The sequence below is a fragment of the Corynebacterium sp. HMSC14B06 genome, from assembly GCF_001807075.1.
GTDB classification, from domain to species: Bacteria; Actinomycetota; Actinomycetes; order Mycobacteriales; family Mycobacteriaceae; genus Corynebacterium; species Corynebacterium jeikeium_D.
Genome location: NZ_KV787359.1, coordinates 104,589 through 121,227 on the forward strand (window position 1 = coordinate 104,589; position 16,639 = coordinate 121,227).

Annotated in this window: 18 protein-coding genes; 8 read left to right on the forward strand and 10 right to left on the reverse strand. The window is 59.5% G+C overall.

All coding sequences use genetic code 11. The features are described 5' to 3' along the window. The first annotated feature begins 51 nt into the window (after positions 1-51). Positions 52-741: a dTDP-4-dehydrorhamnose 3,5-epimerase family protein gene (locus tag HMPREF3130_RS02595; protein ID WP_016422000.1), complete on the forward strand. Its 690-nt coding sequence runs from the start codon at positions 52-54 to the stop codon at positions 739-741. 20 nt (positions 742-761) lie between these two features. Next, positions 762-1,637 (forward strand): glucose-1-phosphate thymidylyltransferase RfbA, encoded by an 876-nt coding sequence (rfbA, locus tag HMPREF3130_RS02600; RefSeq protein ID WP_016422001.1) that lies wholly within the window; start codon positions 762-764, stop codon positions 1,635-1,637. Here the strand turns inward: rfbA and HMPREF3130_RS02605 are convergent. Then, the gene (locus HMPREF3130_RS02605) at positions 1,634-1,900 is read right to left on the reverse strand and encodes a hypothetical protein (RefSeq protein ID WP_070429274.1); all 267 of its coding nucleotides are present in this window, start codon (positions 1,898-1,900) and stop codon (positions 1,634-1,636) included. The two genes, rfbA and HMPREF3130_RS02605, sit on opposite strands and share 4 nt — an antisense overlap. Before the next feature lie 176 nt (positions 1,901-2,076). Here HMPREF3130_RS02605 and HMPREF3130_RS02610 point away from each other — a divergent pair, with 176 nt between their 5' ends. Then, entirely contained in the window at positions 2,077-2,436 is a 360-nt protein-coding gene (locus tag HMPREF3130_RS02610; protein ID WP_070429275.1) for a DUF4229 domain-containing protein, read from the forward strand. A 124-nt stretch (positions 2,437-2,560) separates the two neighbouring features. Continuing rightward, positions 2,561-3,784: a TM2 domain-containing protein gene (locus tag HMPREF3130_RS11400; protein ID WP_210387120.1), complete on the forward strand. Its 1,224-nt coding sequence runs from the start codon at positions 2,561-2,563 to the stop codon at positions 3,782-3,784. Here HMPREF3130_RS11400 and HMPREF3130_RS02620 read toward each other — a convergent pair. The 3 genes from HMPREF3130_RS02620 to menE are packed head-to-tail and all read right to left on the reverse strand — an operon-like array spanning position 3,781 to position 7,067. Beyond that, positions 3,781-4,944: an alpha/beta fold hydrolase gene (locus HMPREF3130_RS02620; protein ID WP_083276326.1), complete on the reverse strand. Its 1,164-nt coding sequence runs from the start codon at positions 4,942-4,944 to the stop codon at positions 3,781-3,783. The two genes, HMPREF3130_RS11400 and HMPREF3130_RS02620, sit on opposite strands and share 4 nt — an antisense overlap. A 9-nt stretch (positions 4,945-4,953) precedes the next feature. Beyond that, entirely contained in the window at positions 4,954-5,850 is an 897-nt protein-coding gene (locus tag HMPREF3130_RS02625) for a 1,4-dihydroxy-2-naphthoate polyprenyltransferase (RefSeq protein WP_016422005.1), read from the reverse strand. Positions 5,851-5,906: 56 nt separating this feature from the next. Beyond that, positions 5,907-7,067, reverse strand: coding sequence for an o-succinylbenzoate--CoA ligase (gene menE / locus HMPREF3130_RS02630; protein ID WP_049190560.1), 1,161 nt, complete (start codon positions 7,065-7,067; stop codon positions 5,907-5,909). 102 nt (positions 7,068-7,169) lie between these two features. On the opposite strand from menE, the gene msrA reads away from it, so the two are divergent. Both msrA and HMPREF3130_RS02640 read left to right on the forward strand, forming a co-directional pair. After that, the gene (msrA, locus tag HMPREF3130_RS02635) at positions 7,170-7,826 is read left to right on the forward strand and encodes a peptide-methionine (S)-S-oxide reductase MsrA (RefSeq protein WP_016422007.1); all 657 of its coding nucleotides are present in this window, start codon (positions 7,170-7,172) and stop codon (positions 7,824-7,826) included. 99 nt (positions 7,827-7,925) lie between these two features. After that, positions 7,926-9,107, forward strand: coding sequence for a YkvI family membrane protein (locus tag HMPREF3130_RS02640; RefSeq protein WP_016422008.1), 1,182 nt, complete (start codon positions 7,926-7,928; stop codon positions 9,105-9,107). 23 nt (positions 9,108-9,130) lie between these two features. Here HMPREF3130_RS02640 and HMPREF3130_RS02645 read toward each other — a convergent pair whose 3' ends face one another. The 6 genes from HMPREF3130_RS02645 to HMPREF3130_RS02670 all read right to left on the reverse strand — a co-directional run bounded on the left by HMPREF3130_RS02645 (position 9,131) and on the right by HMPREF3130_RS02670 (position 14,923). Further along, the gene (locus tag HMPREF3130_RS02645; protein WP_070429277.1) at positions 9,131-10,564 is read right to left on the reverse strand and encodes an ABC-2 family transporter permease; all 1,434 of its coding nucleotides are present in this window, start codon (positions 10,562-10,564) and stop codon (positions 9,131-9,133) included. Next, entirely contained in the window at positions 10,561-11,304 is a 744-nt protein-coding gene (locus tag HMPREF3130_RS02650; RefSeq protein WP_048732385.1) for an ABC transporter ATP-binding protein, read from the reverse strand. The genes HMPREF3130_RS02645 and HMPREF3130_RS02650 overlap by 4 nt, the downstream gene beginning before the upstream one ends. Positions 11,305-11,420: 116 nt before the next feature. After that, positions 11,421-12,107 carry a response regulator gene (locus HMPREF3130_RS02655; RefSeq protein WP_246815099.1) on the reverse strand — a complete coding sequence of 229 codons (687 nt, stop codon included), beginning with the start codon at positions 12,105-12,107 and terminating at the stop codon, positions 11,421-11,423. 73 nt (positions 12,108-12,180) lie between these two features. Then, positions 12,181-13,410: a sensor histidine kinase gene (locus HMPREF3130_RS02660; RefSeq protein ID WP_070429279.1), complete on the reverse strand. Its 1,230-nt coding sequence runs from the start codon at positions 13,408-13,410 to the stop codon at positions 12,181-12,183. Between the two features lie 33 nt (positions 13,411-13,443). Then, positions 13,444-14,124: an alpha-ketoglutarate-dependent dioxygenase AlkB family protein gene (locus HMPREF3130_RS02665; protein ID WP_070429280.1), complete on the reverse strand. Its 681-nt coding sequence runs from the start codon at positions 14,122-14,124 to the stop codon at positions 13,444-13,446. 16 nt (positions 14,125-14,140) lie between these two features. Next, complete coding sequence (locus HMPREF3130_RS02670; protein ID WP_070429281.1) at positions 14,141-14,923, reverse strand: SDR family oxidoreductase; 783 nt, start codon at positions 14,921-14,923, stop codon at positions 14,141-14,143. 139 nt (positions 14,924-15,062) lie between these two features. Here HMPREF3130_RS02670 and arfB point away from each other — a divergent pair, with 139 nt between their 5' ends. Beyond that, positions 15,063-15,506: an alternative ribosome rescue aminoacyl-tRNA hydrolase ArfB gene (gene arfB / locus HMPREF3130_RS02675; protein ID WP_070429282.1), complete on the forward strand. Its 444-nt coding sequence runs from the start codon at positions 15,063-15,065 to the stop codon at positions 15,504-15,506. 41 nt (positions 15,507-15,547) lie between these two features. Beyond that, positions 15,548-16,474, forward strand: a complete 927-nt coding sequence (gene pdxY / locus HMPREF3130_RS02680; protein ID WP_241486311.1) for a pyridoxal kinase PdxY — start codon at positions 15,548-15,550, stop codon at positions 16,472-16,474. The last annotated feature ends 165 nt before the right edge of the window (positions 16,475-16,639 follow it).

Here is a 16,639-nt window from a genome sequence, read left to right on the forward strand (position 1 = left end):
TCAACGCGTGCCACAGCCTCAGCCCGGGCGCCCCGTCTACACTTGTTACCCATGAGCCCTAAGAGCACATTCCAGCCCACTTCTATCGACGGCGTTTTCACCTTCGAACCGGTCATCCACGGCGACAGCCGCGGTAGTTTCCACGAGTGGTATCGCCTCGACGCATTCGCCGAGGCCACGGGCTACCCGTTCTTCCCGGAGCAGGCCAACATGAGTGTCTCCGCCGCAGGCGTTGTCCGTGGCCTGCACTTCGCTGACGTCAGCACCGCGCCAGATGGCCACCCCGGCCAGGCGAAGCTGGTTACTTGTCCCGCGGGCCACATCCTCGACATTGCGGTTGACCTGCGTCGCGGCTCCGATACCTTCGGCAAGGTCGAGGTTTTCGAGCTCGACAGCAAGACCCGCCGAGTGGTCTATCTGCCCAACGGCATCGGACATGGCTTCGTCTCGCTTGCCGACGACTCTGTGCTCACTTACCTCACTTCCACCGGTTACAACCCGGAGGCAGAGCGTGCTGTTAGCATCCAGGACCCGACTCTCGGAATTGACCTGGCTGCGCTGCTGGCCAAGGGTGGTCTCACCGACGCGGACATGATTCTCTCCGAGCGCGATCAGAAGGCTCCGACTATCGAGCAGTTCGAGGCCGAGGGCAATAAGCTCCCCAGTGAGTTTGACTGCAAGGATCTTGAGAACATGGCTCGCGACGAGTGGGCAATCGCCAACGAAGCGGCCGGGCAGTAAGGCAGAAAGGCGCGAGCACTATGAAGGGCATCATCCTCGCAGGTGGTACGGGCTCTCGGCTGTTTCCCATCACACTTGGCGTAAGCAAGCAGCTGGTTCCCGTCTATGACAAGCCGATGATCTACTACCCGCTGAGCACGCTGATGCTAGCGGGAATCAGGGACATCCTCGTCATCACCACGCCACATGATGCCCCGCAGTTTGAACGCTTGCTTGGCGACGGCTCGCAGTGGGGCCTCACCCTCACCTTTGCCACCCAAGACGAGCCCCGTGGTCTCGCTGAAGCGTTCATCATCGGTGCGGACCACATCGGCGATGACTCCGTTGCCCTCATCCTCGGCGACAACATCTTTTACGGTGCTGGCTTGGGCACGCAGCTGCGCCGCTTCCATAACGTCGATGGCGGAGCGATCTTCGCCTACTGGGTCGCAGATCCCACAGCCTATGGAGTCGTGGACTTCGACCAAAGCGGCAAAGCCGTGGCGATCCAGGAGAAACCGAAGAAACCACGCAGCCATTTCGCGGTGCCTGGTTTGTACTTCTATGATGCCGAGGTTGTTGAGATAGCTCGCTCGCTGCAACCGTCGTCACGCGGCGAATTGGAAATCACGGATGTTAACCGCGCCTACTTGGAGCGCGGGAAACTGCAGGTAGAGGTGCTGCCGCGCGGCACGGCATGGCTGGACACGGGCACGGTGGACAATCTGATGGCCGCGGGTGATTTCGTGCGCACGATTGAGCAGCGGCAGGGGCTAAAGATTGGCTCGCCGGAAGAGGTGGCGTGGCGCATGGGATTCATTGACGATGCTGCGCTTAGCGCGCGTGCCGACGCCCTCAGCGCCAGTGGCTACGGGGAATATCTACAGCAGTTGTTGCTGCGTGGCAAGGACGTTTAGTCAGTTTCGCCGGGATTATCGAGGTTGTCGTCCTGCTCCCGTTCGCGCCGCTCCTGCAGCTCCTGCTCACGTTTACGGCGATCGAATTCGGCCTTCTTGAGCTTCCAGAGAAACTCCGGATCATCGTCGGGAGCGAGCGGACGGGGTTCCGGTTGCGGAGCGGAAATACGTCGCATGCCGTTGCCGCGACTGCCGGGGCCAAATGCCTTCCACAGCATGACTACGACAAGGATGATGAACAGCAGCAGAATGAGCCGACCCATGTAATAGCTAACCTCCTGGATTTACCGACTAGAATACGCAACGAGTCCCGTAGTGCCCACGAGGGGTATCGCACTGCATGCGGTACGGCGTACAGAGTTCGTTAGGGTACAAAGGAACGTTGGACACGAACAACGTCGGGCACAGCACAGGCGTAACACGTAGAGGTGAGGGTTTAATGACCAATCCAGCAGAGCAGGACAAGTTGGCTTCTGAGGCTCAGATGCCAGCAGCTCCGGTGACCAAGAATGCTGGTCGCGGCAATGCCATGAAGGGGCTGTTCTGGTACGGCCTTGCTCGTCTGCTGCTATTCCTAGTGCTGTTCTTCGTTCTGCTCGTGATTATTTACTTCGTTAATGTGCAGATTCCGGCTGCAATTACGGCTGTGTTCGCACTGATTATTGCGATGCCGCTGTCGGTTTTTGTGTTCCCGAAGCTGCGCGTCCAGGCCAATGAGTCTGTTGCAGTGTGGTCGGAGAACCGCCGCGCGCACAAGGAATACATTGCGCAGCAGATTAAGGACCGCGAGGAAAACTAGCGCTAATTTTATTAGTTCCTAGTCCATTTTATTTATGTACCTCGGACACATGTCCGGGGCGCTTGAAGATGTTGCTAATATCCACTCTTGATTTTGTTTAAAAATTATGAAGGGTGTCGGCAAAATGCATCATGCGACATATGATGTTTCTCCGCGAAAATTGTGGTTCAACATCGAAGCAGTAGGTTGTGACGAATATCTTCGGTCTGCTCAGCGCGCAAGTGCAAGCCGTACCGCAGACGAAAATGGGAGTTACGAATTCCCTGTAGAGCTGGTGTTGGAGCCAGATAATCCATTTCACCGCTCTCGACAGGCAATTTCGATTCGCTTTGAAGATGAGGTTTTGGGCTACCTTCCGGAGGATGAGTCCGAAAAGTACTGGGATGAGCTGGCGCGTATCGCTGCAACTGGGCTACGACCGACGACAATGGCTCGGCTCATTCCAGACGGGGATTTGTACTCGATTTTTGCTGAGTTCACCCTCATCATTGCACTAGGAGTGCCAGGAACACTTGTCCCCGTTAATGACCCGCCTGTACTGCCCATGGCGTTGTTGCCGTGGGGGGAGCCAATTCCTGTGCTAATTGATAATAATCAAATAAATGTGTTGCAGCCATTGATTTCGGAATCCGGTGAAAACCAGGTTTTGGTAACTTTGCATAGCAAAAATTCTGCAGCTGAAGGGCAGGCAGCAATCTCGGTCCACGTTGGGTTTGATGAGGTAGGCGAATTGCCGCAATCACAAGTCTTCCGGCTGTTACCTCTTATTGAACAGGTTGAGAAGCTCAATTTGCAGCCCACGGCTCGTGCGATGCTCCGTGGTTCCGCAGTGGCTGCAGCGATGACTGTATGTGCAGCACGTGCGGATGAGGTCGCTCCATCTTTCCTTTATGCGCCCGAGTCGGTAGATATCCCCAAACTTGTCAATGGTAATCAGCTATTGGCAATTCCGGATGCGTGGACAGGTGAGAACAACTCCGACCCATTTGAAGTAGATAACTTCGACGATGAAGATGCCTCCGAGGAGCCGTCCTACGAAGCGACGGCGAACAACCCATATTCTGCCGCGATGATGTCTGCTCAGAAAATGCTCGAAACAAGGCCAACGCTGTCTAGTGCGTTAAAGCCTTCCCCTAAAGCCTCGAAGGACATTGGCGTAGCGTATTTCTTGTGGCTCTTCCTGGGGATTTTCGGCGCACATCGGATTTATCTCGGCGATAACGTCGGGGGTCTTCTTCAATTGATTACTATGGGCGGCGCTGGTATCTGGTGGCTGCTAGATATTTTCCTTATTCCTGGAATGGTCAACCGATGTAATGCCAATGCTCATCCCCAGAGATTCTCTTAGCTATGCACCTGATCCAGTAGTCGCTCGATTGCCCGGTTCACCGCTTCAGGCGCCTCCAGCGGCAACATGTGGCCGGCCCCGTCGACTTCAACCAGTTCGGCGTCCGGCCACTTTTCCATAATTAGGTCTGCTTGCTTGCGCGGAGTGACATCGTCCTTCGTGCCCACCAGTACCGCTCCTGGCAAGCCCTCCAAGTAAGGCCCGGCTGCGAACTCGTCGTGATCCTGCAGGTCGTCGAGATATCCCACGAAAGTTTCCAGCGGTGTTTCATTAATCATGGCCGCGTGGAACTCGATGATCTCGTAGTCCGTGCGCCGGGCGAACACCGCCACCGCCAACGACGGCGCCATCAGTGACGCGATTGCCTCGCGGAACTTGCGAATCTCCTTCGGCGAGGACTCAATTGCATTGCGCGCCGCATCCGCCACCGGGGACGCCAGAATCTGCGGCACACCCTGGGCGGCCAGCTTGTCGATAGACGTGGAAATCAACACTACGCCTGCTATCCGACGGCGAATGCTTTCCTCGGCAGCCCGCACCATGTGCAGTGCAATCAAACCGCCTAGCGAATGCCCAACCACGATGAGTTTTCCGGTCGCGGCACGCTCGGCGATCACGGCCAGCGCATCGGCCGCAGCCCCTTCGACCGTGCAGAGTGAAGCCGGAACCGCTCCGGTCTGGCCGTGGCCGCGCAGATCCATAGTCAACAGGCGTGCTTCCGGGTGCGACTTGCGCAGCGCGTTGAACTGCCGGTACCAGGACTCACCAGCCAGGGTGAAGCCGTGGACGAAGACGATGGTCACGGGTTCTTTGGCGGGTTCGCTAGGTTCAACCTCGTACCAGTGCACCGGAATATCGGTGGTGACAGCATCCGGCTTGTCGCTGGCCTTCCGCTCGTCGTCCTTGGCCGCAATCTCGGCCGTGACCGGTGCGGTCTTGATATGCACCACGCCGGTTGACGTGAGATCGGTGAGTCCCGGTTCACGGGTCTGCGAATGCAGCGCACCGTGCTCCAGCGCCAGTCGGCGGCGTCCCGATTTGGTCAAACGCAGAGCAGCGCTGCGGGCGAAAGCTGGAGCCTTGGCTGCTGTGTCGCCAACTCGGGTTGCGGCCTCCTGGACGTCGTCAAGCGCCTTGTGCGTCAGTGTGCGGAAGTCCATCGGTACCCCCTAGCTGAGCGCGAGTGCGAGTGCCGTAATGACGGACCAGGCAAGCATCATCTTGCCGGTAAGCCCCAGTACCGGGATGAGCTCCTTGCCCTTCTTATGCATGCGAATTGGCTCGGAGGCCTTCACCCACAGCGGCACGATGAGCAGACCCACCAGCGCCCATGGGCGCCAGAAAGCGATAAAGCTGCTGGCCAGCGCGGGCATGAGTGAGAGAATCTGCCAGACGATGCGGGTGCGGAAGTCGCCCAGGCGAACTGCCAACGTGATCTTGCCGGTGGCGGCGTCGGTGGGGATGTCGCGCAAGTTGTTCGCCAGGTTCACGGCAGAAGACACCGAACCAATACCGATTGCGCAGGCCAGGCCGACCCAAGACAGCGAGCCCGTCTGGGTGAATTCCGTGCCGAGCACCGCGACGAGACCGAAGAAGACGAAGACCGAGACCTCGCCAAGTCCGCGATAACCGTAGGGATTTTTACCGCCGGTGTAGAACCACGCAGCCGCGATGCACAGTGCACCGACCAGAATGAGCCACCACGCGCTCATCAGGGACAGCGCCACACCGGCAAGACCGGCGACACCAAAGGAACCGAACGCCGCGTACTTCACAACCTTCGGCTCGACCAGACCAGAACCCGTCAGGCGCAGCGGGCCCGAGCGGTCATCGTCAGTGCCGCGGATGCCATCGGAGTAGTCGTTGGCGAAGTTCACGCCCACAATCAACGCCCACGCGACAACCAGCGCGAGCACCGCACGTCCCCAGATAATCGGCGCGTGCGTCGATGCCGCTCCGACACCGACGATGACCGGCGCAAACGCATTCGCCCAGGTATGGGGGCGCGCGCCTTCCAGCCAATCGCTTAACGACGCCGTTGCAGGACTCTTTGGTGCTTCAGACATGAATTAATAATAGGACGTGACACCAAATGCCTTGAACTAATGCGTGTCTGAATGAGCTAAAAGAGCGCCGCGACTTTCTTCCGGTCGACCTTGCCCGGACCAATCAGTGGCAGAGCCTCCACACGACGCAGGTCCTTCGGAATCATCCAGTGATTGATTCGCCCGGCGTCTTCAGCATCGCCGAGCCCGTCCATGACATCGCCGAGCTCAGCGGTGCCTTCATACGCTGCGACGATAGCGTGGCCGAGCCGTGGGTGTGGCACACCGACCACGCAGGCTCCCGTAACTCCATCGATGGCGAGCAGTTCACGTTCGAGGACTTCGGGGTGCAGCTTCAACCCGCCGGAGTCGATGATGGTGTCCAGGCGTCCCGTAATGACTAGTCGGCCATCGCGGATCTCGCCCGCATCGGAGGTGGCGAACCAACCTGGTTTATGGAAAGCCTCGTGACCGGGCGCATTGCGGTAACCGTGCGCGATCATCGGTCCGCCCAGCCAAACGCGACCATTTTCGATGGCGACCTGTGCACCCTCGATGGGCTGGCCGTCATAGACGCAGCCGCCGGCTGTCTCGGAGGAACCATAGGTGGCCACGACGTTGATGCCCAGCTCTTCAGCGCGTGCTGCCACCTGCGGGTTCAAAGCTGCGCCGCCGACAAGTACGGCATCAAACAGGCGCAGGGCTGCCGCACCAAAGGGTTCTTCCATGGCCTTGGCCAGCTGCATCGGAGCCAGCGAGGTGTAGGCGCGGTGGCCGGCGCCAGCGCCTGTGAGGGCCTCGGCGCCGTCGGCGAATGCGGCAACATCAAAACCGTCGGTCACATCCACACACACCGGATCCGTGCCAGCGAGCAGCGAACGAATGAGAACCTGCAGGCCAGCGATATGGTAGGCCGGCATCGCCAGCATCCACTGTCCTTCACCGCCGAGCCACTGATGTGTAGCGGTAGCAGAGGAGACCAAGTTATCCACCGTCAGCTGTGCACCCTTCGGTGTGCCGGTGGAACCGGAAGTGCCGACAACAAGCGCGATGGACTCATCAATCGGCTCACCTGCGCGTTGCGAGTTCCGCAAGATTGAGGCGCGCGTGCCGTCGTGAAGCGGAACGGGAAGAAGAGAGACCTCACCGTCCAGCGCGGCGCGGAGGTCGGGCAGGATGGCGGTCGGGTCGTGGGGATTGACGGAAAGCAGGCTGAGCGTACGCACAACCCAAACCATAGCCCGTGTTGTGCCGTAGTTTCTGGTGGCGAGGTCGGAACAATCGTGGCCTCGGGCGCGTTGCGCAGACCAAAGACAGTCATAGATAGAAAGGCGTAGAAGATGGGTTGGATTTTTGGCAGGTCCGCAGAGCTGGTGCCGGAAGATGAGGCGCTCAAGGGCGGCTCGCACCCGGTGTTGGAAAATCCGAAGCCGCATGCGGTGCTCGGCACGCCGATCACCGGCCCATGGGAGGAAGGCCAGGAGGTCGTCTACATCGGGATTGGCTGTTACTGGGGCGCTGAGAAGCTGTTTTGGGAAACACCGGGCGTGCTCAGCACATCGGTCGGGTTCGCCGGTGGCGTGACGCCAAATCCCACCTACCGCGAGTCCTGCACCGGACGCACCAACCACACCGAGATTGTGGAGGTCGTCTACGACCCGGAGCAGATTAGCTTCGACCAGCTGATCGCCAAGGCCTTCGAAGCCCACGATCCCACGCAGGGCTACCGCCAGGGTAATGATGTCGGCACGCAGTACCGTTCCGCGATCTACACGACGACGCCCGAGCAAGCGCGCCGGGCACAGGAGATCGCCGATGCCTACGCGCCGAAGCTTGCCGACGCTGGCCTGGGGGCCATCACCACGGAGATTAAGCCACTCGCGGAGACTCCGGCAGGGGAGTACTACCGAGCCGAGGATGAGCATCAGCAGTACTTGTTTAAGAATCCGAACGGCTACTGCCCAGTGCATTCGACCGGCGTGGCCTGCGGAATTTAAAGGCGAAGCTTTTTAGAACGGTCAGTCGCGATTAGTAAAACTCACTGAGAAAAGTAAGGTGGTTATATCAATCAGATAGTCGAATAGGAGTGAACCCTTGTGGTGAAGCAAGTACTGCGCGTTGCATTTGCCTTCGTCGGCGTGGTCGTCGGCGCGGGCTTTGCGACGGGTCAGGAAATCATGCAATACTTCGTCGCCTTTGGCATCAATGGTGTCTGGGGTGCCGTTCTCTCAGCGGTGATCATGAGCCTGATGGCGATGATCATTTTGCAGCTGGGAAGCTACTTTCAGGCCAGCGAGCACGGCGAAGTTTTCCGACGCGTATCGCACCCCATCTTCTCGCGAGTACTGGACATTGGCGTGATTATCACGCTCTTCGCCACAGGGTTCGTCATGTTCGCCGGTGCCGGTGCCAACATGGAGCAGCAGTGGGGCATCCCCGTGTGGATCGGTGCCGTAATCATGGTGCTGGTTACCATTGCAGCCGGTTTCCTCGATGTTGACCGAGTGACCACAGTGATCGGTTCCATCACGCCGTTTATCGTCGGCTTTATTCTGCTGGCCAGTGTTTATACGCTGGCGTTCACCGATGCCACCCCAGCCGCGGAGCAGGCAGCTGCCGTTGCGGAAGTCCCGACCACTCTGCCGAACTGGGTTGTCGCCGCAGTGAACTATGTCGGTTTTAACCTGATGGTTGCGGTTTCCATGGCGATTGTTATTGGCGGTAGCCTGTTCAATCCCCGCGCCGCTGGAGCCGGTGGGTTTACCGGTGGTTTGATCTACTCCGCGATGCTGCTGATCACCACCATCACGTTGTTCCACACTGTTGGTACCGTCGCCACCGATGCCGTGCCAATGCTCACCGTCATTAATCGACTGCACCCGTGGCTAGGCCAGGCCATGGCCGTGGTAATCCTTGGCATGATCTTCAACACGGCACTTGGCATGTTCTACGCACTGGGGCGTCGCGTCACCGCAAATCACCCGGAAAAATTCAAGATTGTCTACGTCGCGCTGGTCTTGCTCGGTTTCGCCTTGAGCTTCATGGGCTTCCAGAACCTAATCGGTTGGGTCTACCCAATCCTGGGCTACATCGGTCTGCTGCTCATTACTGTCATGCTTGTTGCCTGGTTGCGCGGCCGCGAGCGCATCAGTGAAGAGACTTCCCGCCGCAAGCGCATCTTCCGCCTGGTCCGCCGTGGCCGGAACAAGGAGGCCCGCGAGGAGATTGAAGACTCCAACCTCAGTGTCGAAGAGGTCCGCGAGGCGATCGAGGAGTAGGTGGGGTGCTCGCGGCACCGCTGTCAATCTTGGGATCGGATGGCCTTTAGCGATGTCGCCCGAGCCCAAGCCGCGAAAGCCACGATCACAATGGCGGATACGAGAACCATCGACGGCCACCGCTCGGGGTAATCACGTACCACCCAGGTCCATCCCCATTCCGAGGTCCACCACAGCGGTGAGGCGCTGAGGACATCACCGCCAACCATCACCGCCCAACCGCCGAGCGCGACCGAGACAAAGATTGCGGCCGCCACACTTCGACGCGCAATTAAGCCGGTCACGGCCACAATCATCGCGGCCACAAGAGACGCGATTATCGCCTGGTACGGCCAGGGGTTAATGCCCGTCTGGCTATTGGTCTCGCCGCCTGCACCACTGATAACCACCGCAACCACCAGCACCGGCAGGAGAAACGCCATATCCAAGGCAAACAGTCGGAGCGTGATGCTGCGTCGCGCACGCCGATACATCAGTGCTGGCCAGGCATCGGCTTGCGAAGTCCATGTCATGATGGCCACCACGGTTGCGGCCGTCGGCACGCAGACGAAACTCAGCAGCCCCAGCGCATACTCCGGGTTCCACACCACACGCACGACCGCAAGTCCGGCAAGCATCAGCGCTGCGAGACTCCACCAGGTGCGCCAGGGAAGGGTCGCGCTCATGCCATGGCTTAACGACGAAGTGCTGCGTTCCCGGCCCGTCGGCAAGCTGAGAGATTTTCCGTGCGCAAGCAATGCGATGGCAAATAGACCTAGCCCGAGGAGTAAATGCAGCAACGCGGGCGGCAGGATGGCGATGTTCCAGATCTCGCTGTCGGCGGGAGCCGAGATGGAATTAGCCTGCACTCCGTGGATAGGTAACGTTGGGCGGATTGCCCAGGTCCACGGGAGAACTTTCCAGTTTGGGCTCATGGCGTCCAGTGTTCCTGCGATGGCCCAAGCGATGGAAGCGAGCGGAGCGAGGAAGAGAGCTGCGCGTGGCACAAGGCGCCATAGGGCAAGGCCGAATGCCCAGAAGACGAAGAATGACAACGTGCTAAAGAGCGTGAATTGCGATGCGGTGCTCACGCTCCGGGCAAGGAGTGCAGCCATCAATGCGTGACCGAGGGCCGCGGAGGCGATGACAGTAGCGGCGCGCGCGAGGAGCACTCGAGTGCTCGAGATATTGCGCCAGATTAGGCCGCCTTGGCGGAGCTTTTCTTCACGGTTTTGGCCGACGACGGCCGTAACAGCAGCCAGGGGAGGAAGCAGGATAAGCGAGTAGATGTGGGCGCTCGCCATGGCGGTGGCGTCAACACCTGTAGAAAAGACCATGCTGACCAGCGCGATTGCCACCATGATGATGGGCAGAAACATGGTGAGCGACCACTTTGCCCGCAGTAGCTCGGCTCGCAAGTAGCGGCGAGAAGGAACAGTGCGCGTGTACAGGGGGCGAGTGTGCGGTTGAGTGCTCATCGGGCAACACCTACTGCGGTGAAGAAAGCCTGCTCGAGGGATTGACCAGCTGCCGCAAAGTCAGCCAGCGGGCCTTCGTAGACCAGTCGGCCACCAGCAAGGACGCCAAGGTGGTCAACGCTCTTTTCAACCTCTCCGAGTTGATGGGAGGACACCACGACGGCCTTGCCGCTAGCGGCAAGATTTCGCAACAAGGTGCGCAGGCCCACGATAGCTTCGGGGTCGAGGCCGTTGGTGGGCTCGTCGAGAAGCACAATGTCGGGGTCGGTGAGCAGCGCCATCGCCAGGGAAAGACGAACCTTCATGCCCGTTGAGAAAGCGCGGGCACGCTTGTTACCAGCATGAAGTCCGACCAAGTCGAGGACTTCGGCGATACGGCTCTTGTCCGTGCCGGTCAGATGTGCGTGCACTTTGAGATTGTCGGTGGCTGAGAGCTGTGGGTAGAACGCCGGGCCATTGATGGAGGCGCCGATGCGGTCCAGGTCGACAACGGACCACGGGTGTCCCGCGATGCTGATTTCACCGGAGTAGGGAATTAGCCCAAGCACCGTGCTCATCAACGTGGATTTACCTGCGCCGTTGAGTCCCAATAGCCCGTAGACCTCGCCGGCGCGGACGTTCATATCGAGGCCGTTCAGGACAGGTTCGTTCTTGCCGTAGGAGACAGTGATGCCGCGCAGCTGAAGGAGGGGAGCGGCGGCATCTGCGGAAGGGCCTGAGGTAGGGGTTGGTGCGTTCATGCCTTAAGTAATAGGAGTGTTTGGCACGGTTCGCGCCCTCCCTGGGGATGAGGTGGCGGAAATATCCTCCCTAGGGAGGAGGCGATAGCGAGGATGACGGTACCAGCGAGGAGAAGCTACAGCAGCCCGTTTTTCGCAGCCCAAATGACAAGATCCACGCGACTGCGTGAGCCCGTCTTGGTCAACAGGGATTTCACATGGGTTTTCACTGTCGTCGTGGCGACAACCAACCTGCGAGCAATTTCGTCATTGGAAAGCCCTTGGCAGACGAGGTTCAAAATCTCCTCTTCGCGGGGTGTGAATTGGGTTCCTGTGTGAGTGGGGTCTGGGTCAGCGCCATGTGTCGAGAATGCTCTCGCTGGCTGTCCTGAGTGCGGTGCGCGCGGTGAAACATGCCGCAACACCATCGGCGTCACCTTCGGATCGATGACTCCTTCACCACGGTGGATACGCATGATGGCCGAAAGCAGCTCACGGGGATTGGAGTCTTTGAGCAAAAAGCCTGCGGCCCCAGCTTCTAAAGCGCCGAGCACCAGGTTTTCTTCGCGGAAAGTGGTCAGCACCAGGACTTTCGGAGTGGATGTGCGAGTCGCACCTCCGGACGGCACGCCTTGCACAATCTGCCGTGTGGCCTCGATACCGTCCATCACAGGCATACGAATGTCCATGACGACAACATCCGCACCGGAGGCAATACGCACAGCCTCGGCTCCATCGCCCACGGCACCAATGACTTTCATCTGCGGGTGGGCATCAATAAGCTGCGCGAAAGACTGCCGAATCAGAGCCTGATCTTCAGCCACTAATACTCGAATTACACCCATTGCTCGTCTTTCTCGACAGGATCGACAGTCAGCCCTGCTTCGGTCGAACCGCTTACAGCCGAATACTGACGCGGAACATGCCGTCGCTTTCACCATAAGTCATCTCGCCCCCGAGCTGCGCCACGCGTTCATCCAGACCAATCAGGCCAGCGCCAGCTCGCTTCCTGGGTTCCAAGGTATCGCTCTCAGCCCGATTTGCAGTCACCAAATGAACCCGCGCCGGACTGTCATCAGCGTCGGCAGGTGGATCGATTGTCAGTGCCAGCTGACCATCACCCGATGAGTGCTTGGCCATATTCGCGGCCAACTCCGTCACTGCCCGCACCAGAGTCAGTCGCTTCGCGAGTGGCCAATCCGCCAGGTCCTCATAAGACTCCGGCAGAGTCACCGAAACATCGCGACCCGGCGGACAAACTGCCGCAACCAGACGCGGAATCTCATTCGGGTCAGCGCTAATCTCGCCGCCATCACGTAGCGCATCGACAAGCGCATGCACATCCCGCAACGATTGTTCTGCGGTCTGGGCAATACCTTCCAGCGTGGTCTTTTCAGCAGCGGATTTCGCTCGTGAGCCATCCATCTCCGCCAGGTACAGAGCGGTTTGGGCCTGAACCTTAATAGAGGTGAGTCCGTGCCCCACGACGTCGTGAAGCTCCCTGGACAACTCCAGCTTGTTGAGCGCCACGACGTTCTCCAACTCCGCGGCATGTTCCTCGGCGTTGATGCGCAGCCATAGTGGCACTGCGTACGCGCTCGCCGTGATAAGCACCGCCGGTAGTCCGAAGACCAATAGTCGTTCCGGGGTAAAGCCGAAGGCAGGAACTGCCGGGTTGAGGAAGCTGCCAATCAACCCCAAAAACAGCCCAACGATGCCCCAGGTGCGATTCGGTTCCCACCTGGTCACGGCCCATAGTGATAGTGGGGCAGCAACAATAATAGGGTCTAACCCAAGGTTCACTGGGGATAGCCACACCAGCAAGGCGAGACCCGCTAGGGCACTGTACGTAATCACAAACGATGCGCGCATTGCTTTACGACGAAACGCTGCGGCTCCGGCGATCATCGCGGACAGAACCACATTGGTGACATAAGTGAAGCTCGGGCCATAAGTAAGTAACGGCGTCATGCTCAACCAGCAGCACAGCAGGAAAGCTGCCGCAATAGCAAGGTCGGCAGCTGGGAACGAGCCGACGAAGTAACGCACCCGGCTGTGCCAGTCGAGTGGGGCAGGAGTCTGCGCGGTGGCAGCCTGTGCGTGCATGGAGGAAGCGGTGCGCTGCATGTGTCTAGGCTAGCGGTCGGTGGCTTGCGCGGTTTAGTGTGAGTTTTCCACTTGCCGGAATGTGATGTTGATGCGGCCCTCTTTAAGCCCGCAAGCTTCCGGCAAAGTGCCCGGACGAGTCTTGGGCACACCATGAAACGCAAGCCGCTTGGGACCGCCAAACACAATCACATCCCCGCTGGCGAGAGTCACATCATCCCAGGGCTTATTGCGGTTCTCCGTGCCGCCAATGCGGAACAGGGCCTCATCGCCGATAGAGAGCGACACAATCGGGGCAGGGGAGTTTTCGTTTCGGTCCTGGTGCATCCCCATGGTGGCCCCGGGTGGGTAGTAGTTGACCAACGCCATGTCGGGCCGAAAAGTGGAGGGCCACTGGTTGAGGGATTCGTCGTAAAGCGCGGCGGCACGAAGTGCTTCGGTGGCGAGCTGCAGCAGATTGTCAGGCACGGACGGGACGCGAACGCCGCCGGCGTGCGTGACGTAGCGGTACGGATTCGTGGCCCACATGCGGCCGAGATGCAGCATGAAGACCTGCATCTGGCCACTTTTTAGCTGCGGGCGAGTCATGGCCAGGGGAGTGCCGGCAACGTCGCGGGCGATGTCGCGGAGTTGCGTGATGATGCCCGCCTGCCGCTCCAATGGAAGCCATCCCGGCAAATGAACAACTCCCGGCGTGATGCGGGCATCGTCGCGCGGGAGTTGATCGAAGAGCATAGGTCTAGTTTGCCTCTTAACCCGCGATGATTGCGTTAACCGGGCGTGAAAGGAACTGCGGACCAATCTTGCCCAGGTAGCGCAGGATAAAGTCTGCCGCCGACACCGAGTAGAAGTGACGCTGGCGCTCAATGAAGTTCTGCGGGTGCGTTGCCTTCCACACAGCATCAGCGACCTGGTCCGGCGTGATGCGCACGCCAAGACGGCGGGTGGAACCAGCAGAAACGTCCGCCAGCTTGGTCTTCGCCCACAGCGGCATGATTGCGACGACGCGGATCTTGTCCTTGCGCCACTCCAGATCCAGAGCCTGCGTCAGACCAGAGACGTAGAACTTCGACGCGGAGTACGGCGCGATGTGCGGCTGGCCGTAGATGCCCGAAGCCGAACCCATGTTGACCAGGTGAGACCCCTTAGTGCGCTTCAGGTACGGGTGCGCCGCCTTCGCGCCCAGAGTCAGACCGGTGCAGTTGATGTCCACCTGCGCGCGAATAATCTCCGGCGACTGGTCGATGATATCGCCATCGCCGATGATGCCCGCGTTGTTGTCCAGCACCGTCAGCTTGCCGCCGGTGTGGGAGGTGAAGTCCGCAAGCGCGTCTTCCCACTGCTTAAAGTCCGTCACGTCCAGCTTGCCGACGATTACCTCCGGGCGCTCAGCCTTAAGCTTGGCCAGGGCATCCTCATTGATGTCGTAGACGCCTACGGTCCAGCCTGCAGCCAGGAACTTCTCGGCCACCGCGCGACCAATGCCCTGCGCGCCGCCGGAGATGAAAATGGACGGGGAATCAGAAGTGGCCATGGTGCCTCAATCCTGCCTTTTCTTACTGTTTTTATAAGTGGATAAATGTTATTCGCCAGCTTAGGCGAGCACTTGGTCGGAAACAGGCGAATGGTGGAAGTGTGACCCGATTACAAACGCGCCCTCTACACTGGCCACCATGAAACCCCTGAACATCCCACCAGGCCCCGGCATCCCAAAGGGTCTCGTCATCCCCGCAGCGGAGCTCACTGAACGCTTCGCACGCTCCGGAGGGCCGGGCGGTCAGGGCGTTAACACCACCGACTCCAAAGTGCAGCTATCGGTCGATATTGCCGAGCTCAGCGTGCTTTCCGACGTCCACCGCCGCCGCGCTCTCCAGAACCTCAGCCACCGCCTCGACGGCACCACACTGACCGTGTCCGTTACCACGCAGCGCTCCCAGGTACGCAACCGCGCGGAAGCCAGGCGGCGCTTAGCGGAACTCATCCGAGAAGCTGTGCAGCCACCGCCTCCGAGGCGCCGGCGGACTCGACCGAGTCGGGCCTCGATTGCCCGTCGTAAAGCGCAGAAGCAGCGCCGCTCCGAGCTCAAAGCCAGCCGACGTCGCCCCAGCGCCTACTAGGGAATATGGGATTTTCGCGCATCCGTTGCAATATAGATGGTATGAGCGAAAATCAGGCCCCTACCGAAAAGGCAGCTGAAGCCGTCGCGGAGTTCAACCGCGTGCCCTCGATCCTGTCCATCCAGTCGCATGTGAGCTATGGCCACGTGGGTAACTCCGCTGCCGTTTTCCCGCTGCAGCGCGCAGGTTTTGAAGTGTGGCCGGTCCACACCGTCGATTTTTCCAACCACACCGGTTACGGCCAGTGGCGCGGCCCGATGATTCCGGCCACGGATGTGCGCGAGGTCATCAAGGGTATCGATGAGCTGGGCAAGCTTGACGACGTCAACGCGATTATCTCCGGCTACCAGGGCGGTAGCGATATTGCGGATGTCATCATCGAGGCCGTGGCGCTGACCAAGGAGCGCAACCCGAAGGCCATTTACTCGTGTGACCCGGTGATGGGAAATGCCAAGAGTGGCTGCCACGTCTCGGAAGACATTCCGCCGCTGCTGCGCGACAAGGTCGTGCCGGTGGCAGACGTGATTACGCCGAACCAGTTTGAGCTGGGATACCTGACGGGCCGCGAGGTCAGTGATCTGGAGTCCACCATTGCGGCAGCTCATGCTGCTCGGGAGCTCGGCCCGGAGGCCGTGCTGGTCACCAGCGTGCTGCGTCCGGAGCGCAAGGAGGGCGAGATTGAGATGCTCGCCGTCAACGGCTCGGGCGCATGGCTGGTGGCGACGCCATACTTGCCGCTAAAGCGCAACGGCTCCGGCGATGTCACGGCTGCGCTGTTTGCGGGCAACCTGCTGCGCGGTCGCGGTATTGACGGTGACCTGTCGGTCGCGTTGGGCAACACCGCGGCCAGCATCTTTGAGCTGCTAAAGGTCACGCACGAGTCCGGCTCTGGCGAGCTGGAGCTCGTTCGTGCGCAGGAGGCCTACGTCCACCCGGAGCAGCGTTTTGAGGTTACGAAGGTAGCGTAGCGCTTTATAAGCGAATATGGGGGGAGTCGATGGCGGCAGCACTTATGTGTTGCCGCCATCGTCGTACCAGGTCTTCGGGGTTTTTCTGCCTTTTACCTGGGTTCTAAACATTTGCGCAACAAGAAGAAAAGATTTTGAACCATTGAAATAAAGTTTCCAATGAGT

Excerpts from the sequence above, each read along its gene's own strand:
- HMPREF3130_RS02595 (WP_016422000.1), top strand. The coding sequence starts at position 52 with ATGAGCCCTAAGAGCACATTCCAGCCCACTTCTATCGACGGCGTTTTC.
- rfbA (WP_016422001.1), top strand. The coding sequence starts at position 762 with ATGAAGGGCATCATCCTCGCAGGTGGTACGGGCTCTCGGCTGTTTCCC.
- HMPREF3130_RS02605 (WP_070429274.1), bottom strand. The coding sequence starts at position 1,900 with ATGGGTCGGCTCATTCTGCTGCTGTTCATCATCCTTGTCGTAGTCATG.
- HMPREF3130_RS02610 (WP_070429275.1), top strand. The coding sequence starts at position 2,077 with ATGACCAATCCAGCAGAGCAGGACAAGTTGGCTTCTGAGGCTCAGATG.
- HMPREF3130_RS11400 (WP_210387120.1), top strand. The coding sequence starts at position 2,561 with ATGCATCATGCGACATATGATGTTTCTCCGCGAAAATTGTGGTTCAAC.
- HMPREF3130_RS02620 (WP_083276326.1), bottom strand. The coding sequence starts at position 4,944 with ATGGACTTCCGCACACTGACGCACAAGGCGCTTGACGACGTCCAGGAG.
- HMPREF3130_RS02625 (WP_016422005.1), bottom strand. The coding sequence starts at position 5,850 with ATGTCTGAAGCACCAAAGAGTCCTGCAACGGCGTCGTTAAGCGATTGG.
- menE (WP_049190560.1), bottom strand. The coding sequence starts at position 7,067 with ATGGTTTGGGTTGTGCGTACGCTCAGCCTGCTTTCCGTCAATCCCCAC.
- msrA (WP_016422007.1), top strand. The coding sequence starts at position 7,170 with ATGGGTTGGATTTTTGGCAGGTCCGCAGAGCTGGTGCCGGAAGATGAG.
- HMPREF3130_RS02645 (WP_070429277.1), bottom strand. The coding sequence starts at position 10,564 with ATGAGCACTCAACCGCACACTCGCCCCCTGTACACGCGCACTGTTCCT.
- HMPREF3130_RS02650 (WP_048732385.1), bottom strand. The coding sequence starts at position 11,304 with ATGAACGCACCAACCCCTACCTCAGGCCCTTCCGCAGATGCCGCCGCT.
- HMPREF3130_RS02660 (WP_070429279.1), bottom strand. The coding sequence starts at position 13,410 with ATGCAGCGCACCGCTTCCTCCATGCACGCACAGGCTGCCACCGCGCAG.
- HMPREF3130_RS02665 (WP_070429280.1), bottom strand. The coding sequence starts at position 14,124 with ATGCTCTTCGATCAACTCCCGCGCGACGATGCCCGCATCACGCCGGGA.
- HMPREF3130_RS02670 (WP_070429281.1), bottom strand. The coding sequence starts at position 14,923 with ATGGCCACTTCTGATTCCCCGTCCATTTTCATCTCCGGCGGCGCGCAG.
- arfB (WP_070429282.1), top strand. The coding sequence starts at position 15,063 with ATGAAACCCCTGAACATCCCACCAGGCCCCGGCATCCCAAAGGGTCTC.
- pdxY (WP_241486311.1), top strand. The coding sequence starts at position 15,548 with ATGAGCGAAAATCAGGCCCCTACCGAAAAGGCAGCTGAAGCCGTCGCG.